The 4,474-nt window shown below is 69.9% G+C and carries 5 protein-coding genes; 2 read left to right on the forward strand and 3 right to left on the reverse strand.

The features are described from left to right. Positions 1-136 precede the first annotated feature (136 nt). A complete protein-coding gene (locus tag ACFWI9_RS06495; RefSeq protein WP_387159391.1) occupies positions 137-979 on the forward strand; it encodes an N-formylglutamate amidohydrolase in 843 nt (280 codons plus the stop codon). On the opposite strand, the gene ACFWI9_RS06500 is transcribed toward ACFWI9_RS06495, so the two are convergent. Together ACFWI9_RS06500 and ACFWI9_RS06505 are read right to left on the reverse strand one after the other, a co-directional pair. Then, positions 947-1,564, reverse strand: a complete 618-nt coding sequence (locus ACFWI9_RS06500) for an HD domain-containing protein (protein WP_387159392.1) — start codon at positions 1,562-1,564, stop codon at positions 947-949. The two genes, ACFWI9_RS06495 and ACFWI9_RS06500, sit on opposite strands and share 33 nt — an antisense overlap. Further along, complete coding sequence (locus ACFWI9_RS06505) at positions 1,561-2,985, reverse strand: amidohydrolase family protein (RefSeq protein ID WP_387159393.1); 1,425 nt, start codon at positions 2,983-2,985, stop codon at positions 1,561-1,563. Before ACFWI9_RS06505 ends, ACFWI9_RS06500 begins: the two co-directional genes overlap by 4 nt. Positions 2,986-3,199: 214 nt before the next feature. Here ACFWI9_RS06505 and ACFWI9_RS06510 point away from each other — a divergent pair, with 214 nt between their 5' ends. Continuing rightward, positions 3,200-3,466, forward strand: coding sequence for an Atu4866 domain-containing protein (locus tag ACFWI9_RS06510; RefSeq protein WP_387159394.1), 267 nt, complete (start codon positions 3,200-3,202; stop codon positions 3,464-3,466). Here the strand turns inward: ACFWI9_RS06510 and ACFWI9_RS06515 are convergent. Beyond that, entirely contained in the window at positions 3,451-4,317 is an 867-nt protein-coding gene (locus tag ACFWI9_RS06515; RefSeq protein ID WP_387159395.1) for a helix-turn-helix domain-containing protein, read from the reverse strand. The genes ACFWI9_RS06510 and ACFWI9_RS06515 overlap by 16 nt on opposite strands. Positions 4,318-4,474: the final 157 nt, after the last annotated feature.

Raw genomic sequence — 4,474 nt, forward strand, 5'->3', positions numbered from 1 at the left:
TCAAAAACACCACCTAATCTCGGCGGCCGTGACTTTTGTTTAAAAGACCCCGCCCCCCCCCCCCGGGGGGGGGGGCGGCACCGGCGCTTCCCTCCATCGAGACGTGCACGACAATGACGGCGTTGGAAGGGCACACATGGAGAAGAGGACCGGCTTGAACAAGGCGCCCCGCTCCTTCGAGCTCATCCCCGGTTCCGCCGCCTCACCGGTGATCCTCCATGTCCCGCACTCCGCACGGACCATCCCCGAGGATGTCCGCAACGGCATCCTGCTGGACGAGCGCGCGCTGGCGCGGGAGCTCGACCACATCACCGACGCGCACACCGCGGAGATCGCCGCGCAGGCGGCAGCCGCGTCGGCCACCGCCCCCTGGCAGTTCGTCAACCGGCTGTCCCGTCTGGTGGTGGATCCGGAGCGGTTCCCCGACGAGCGTGAGGAGATGCTGGCGGTCGGCATGGGCGCGGTCTACACGCGGACCACGCACCGCGAACCACTACGTCCCGCCACGGTGGACTCCAGGCCGCTGATCGACCGGTACTTCCACCCGTACGCCGCCGCGATGACACAGGCGGTCGGCAACCGGCTGGAGACAGCAGGTCGCGCCGTCATCATCGACGTGCACTCCTATCCGACACACCCGCTGCCGTATGAACTGCACGGCGACGGGCCGCGCCCGCCGATCTGCCTGGGCACGGACGTCTTCCACACCTCCGGCGAGCTTCTCGCCTCGGCGCGAATGGCGTTCGCGGCCTTCGGGGAGGTCGCGCTCGACACCCCGTTCGCCGGCGCGTACGTGCCACTGGAGCACTACCGCGAGGACCCGCGGGTGAGCGCCCTGATGGTCGAGATCCGCCGCGACACCTATATGGCCGAGCCGGGCGGCCCGGCAGGGACGGGGGCGCGGCGGCTCGCCCTCGCGTTGGCGGAGTTGGTCTCCGCGGTCACCTCAGCGGCGGACGGGACGGACGGGGAACGATGACTGGAAGGCCAGCCGCTCGTCCGCGCCCGCGGCGATCGCCGTCAGCAGTTCGTCGAGCGCCATGAACTCCGCCCAGCGTTCCCGGCCGGTCGCCTCGGCGACCCTGGCGACGAGAAGGTCTTCGAGCTCCGGCACCCGCTTGCCCTTCCAGATTTTGTCGGCGGTGCTGACCAGTAGATCCTCGACCGGGGTGCCGGGTGCGGCCCATGACGCGTGCGTTGCGGCGAATCGGGCCAGGTCTCTGCTGAAGCCATGGCTCAGGAGCAGTGCGCGCCCGGCCTCCTCGTGTGCGGAGCCGGGACCTGACAGTTCGGCGGGATACAGCGTCTTGCCGATGTCGTGAGTGGCCGCGCCGAAGAGCACGGCGTCCCGGTCGACGGCGAGTCCGGGGCAGTGCCGTCCGGTCCAGTCGAGGAGTCGGTGTGCGACGTCGTGGACGGCACGCAGGTGCGCTGCCAGGCGGGGCGGGGCTTGGAGCGCGCGGAGGAGATCGGCCACCTGCGCGGGCAGTGGCCGAAGCACGGGTCCGCTGGTGCCGGCCGGTTCGCCGAGGGCTCGGGACAACAGGTCCGGAGTCGTTGTCATCGCGCCAGGCTACTGCCGCTGTTCGCGGTGGCCCTGACAATGTGATCACGTGACGCGCGGACCTGCTCGCGCAGGTCGGCGATGTCCGTGTCGAGGACCAGCCCGCCCCACTTGCGGGGCTCCCCGTCGATGAGGACCGCACTGATGTTGCGCGCGTCGGTGCCCAGGACAACGGTGCCGATCGGATCGTTCAGCGGCATGTTGTTGACGTCCTCGGCCTGGATGACGAGAAGGTCGGCCTTCTTGCCCGGGGTGAGGGAACCGGTGGTGCGTCCGAGTCCGATGGTGTGCGCGCCCTGGAGGGTGGCGAAGTCGAGTACGTCGCGGGTGCCGATGCGCGCCGGTGCCTCCTTGCCCTCGCCGCCGTACGAGCCGTTGACCGCCCGCATCCGCTGGATGGTGTGCAGGGTGCGCATCTGGGTGAACATGTCGCCGGCCAGGGCGACTTCGACATCCACGCTCAGTCCAGGACGGATGCCGGCGGCAAGGGACTCGTCAATGGCCGGGATCGCCGTGTCCAGGCCGATCTGCGAGTCGGATGTGGGGGCGAGGGCCACGGTGGAACCCGTGTCGGCCATCGCCCGCCAGGCCTCACTGGTGAGTCCGGTGCTGTGGATGAGCGTCACATCGGGTCCGAGTACTCCTTCACGCGCCCAGCGCAGTACGGCTTGCGACGAAGTCGCCCCGATCACCGCGTCCACGGCCACACCGATGCCCAGTTCGGCGGCTGCGCACCGGAGTTCGGGCCCGTAGGCGAGGGCCGGTCCGGCGATCTCGTCGGTGGCCAGGGCCGCGAGGCGCAGGGTCAGCAACTGGTCGTCGCTGGGGAAGTACTGCTGCCTGAGCCGGGTGAGATCGCCCGGCCACTGGCGGTCCCAGACGCCGAAGTGGGGGCCCATCGAGGCGTGGACGCCCCGGATGCCGGTGTCGGCGAGCGCCTCGATCGCGGCATCGGAGTGTTCCCCGGAGCGGGAGTTGTGGGAGAAGTCGAGCAGCGTGGTGATGCCCCCGTCGATCGCTGTGAGGGCGGCCAGCCGGGTGCCGGTGTACATGTCCTGTGGCCGGTAGGCGGTCGCGTAGCCGGCGAGTGTCGCGTTCACGTAGCCGGCCAGATCGTCTACGTCGGGCATGACCCGGCGCAGCTGCGCCTGCCAGGCGTGCCGGTGGGTGTCGACGAAGCCGGGGGCGAGGATCGTGCCCGACGCGTCCACGGCCACGGCGTCGTCCCGGCTCAGGTCCGGTCCGACGGCGGCGATGGTGGTCCCTTCGACGAGCAGGTCACCGTGCTCCAGCACGTCCAGGGACGGATCCATGGTGACGATGGTGGCGCCCCGGAAGAGAATGCGGCGCTCGGGGTCACCGGACCGGCGCCGGATCTGCTCGAGTACCGCGGTGCTGAAGGTGTCGCTGGGGTGGTTCACGGGTTCTGGTCCTCACACAGGTGATTGCCGCCGGCGGATGTGCCGCTGTGCCGTTTGAGCGGTTGGTGCGCCCAGGTTCGGGCCGGCCCCGCCGAAGAGGCCAGGCCCGTCCGCACCAGGGGCCGTCGGGCCCTGGTGCGCCCCTCCCCGGATATCCGCACCCGGGAGGAGGACGGCCTGGTCAGGAAGCGCCTGGCGGCCAGAAGGTGGGGACATGACCAACGACGACACGCTTTCCGGCGGCCGACCGCATCCGTTCGTCGGCATGTGGGTGAGCGCTGACCGCTTCATCCGCCAGGAGTTGCTGCCGAACGGCCGTTACGACGAGGCACGTGGCACGCGTGCGAGCGCGTACACGGGCTCGTACGCGGTGACAGGGAGCCATATCGACTACGTGGACGACACCGGTTTCACCGCGACGGGAGACGTACGCGACGGCGTGCTCTACCACGAGCACCTGGTTCTCTACCGGGAGGACTGAAGCGTGCGCACCGACGCGAGCAGTTCCAGGGCAGCGGCCGAGGACGATCCGGGTTCCGGCTGGTAGACGACCAGTTGCAGGGCTGGTGCGCCGGTGACCGTGAACACCTGTGCGTACAGCTCCAGATCGCCGACGACCGGGTGGCGCAGACGCTTGGTCTCGGTCTCCTTCCCCTGCACGTCATGACGGTCCCAGAGCTTCCGGAACTCCCCATTGCCGGCGCACAGTTCATCGACCAGGCGCTCAAGCCGCGGATTGCCGGGTTCGGTACCGGCCGTCTGTCGCAGTGCCGCCACGGACGCCGCGGCAGCGCGGTCCCAGTCGCGGAAGAAGTCCTGTGCGGCGGGGTCGAGGAACACCATGCGCAGCAGATCGCCCCGCTGGGTGAAGCCGGCGAACAGGGCGTCGGCGAGTCGGTTTCGGGCCAGGAAGTCCAGGGTCGGGCTCAGCACGAAGGCGGGGGTGTCCGTCCAGCCGTCGATCAGACGAAGGAGTGGGGGGCTGATCCGCTCGGACCGGGACGGGAGTCCCTGGCGCCCCCCGGGTGCGGCAAGCCGGTGCAGGTGGGCCACCGCTGGTTCGCCGAGCCTCAGAGCCCGGGCGATGGCGTCGAGCACCTGGGGCGACGGATGCCGTTCCCGTCCCTGCTCAAGCCGCATGTAGTAGTCGGCGCTGACCCCGGCCAGCAGGGCGACCTCTTCACGGCGCAGACCGGGCACTCTGCGGCGCCCGGTGACAGTCAGTCCCGTGTCCTCGGGACGCTGCTGGGCGCGCCGGGCTCGCAGGAAGTCCCCGAGGCTGTTCGGTGCCGCCTGTTGCCTTCCGCCACCACTGCCACTGCCGCTGTCCATCAGTCCAGGCTAGATCGATTCGCCGGCCTGTGGCACCGGGGGGTCGCGGGGGGGGGCGCCCCCCCCGCGGCCAGCCAAGTACGACGAGCACTCGACTCCCGAACTCGTGATAATGAAATAACTTTCCAGAAACACGACGGACACACGAGAGGGGGTG

The sequence above is a fragment of the Streptomyces sp. NPDC127084 genome (assembly GCF_042724175.1).
In the GTDB taxonomy this organism is placed as follows: domain Bacteria; phylum Actinomycetota; class Actinomycetes; order Streptomycetales; family Streptomycetaceae; genus Streptomyces.

Excerpts from the sequence above, each read along its gene's own strand:
- ACFWI9_RS06495 (WP_387159391.1), top strand. The coding sequence starts at position 137 with ATGGAGAAGAGGACCGGCTTGAACAAGGCGCCCCGCTCCTTCGAGCTC.
- ACFWI9_RS06500 (WP_387159392.1), bottom strand. The coding sequence starts at position 1,564 with ATGACAACGACTCCGGACCTGTTGTCCCGAGCCCTCGGCGAACCGGCC.
- ACFWI9_RS06510 (WP_387159394.1), top strand. The coding sequence starts at position 3,200 with ATGACCAACGACGACACGCTTTCCGGCGGCCGACCGCATCCGTTCGTC.
- ACFWI9_RS06515 (WP_387159395.1), bottom strand. The coding sequence starts at position 4,317 with ATGGACAGCGGCAGTGGCAGTGGTGGCGGAAGGCAACAGGCGGCACCG.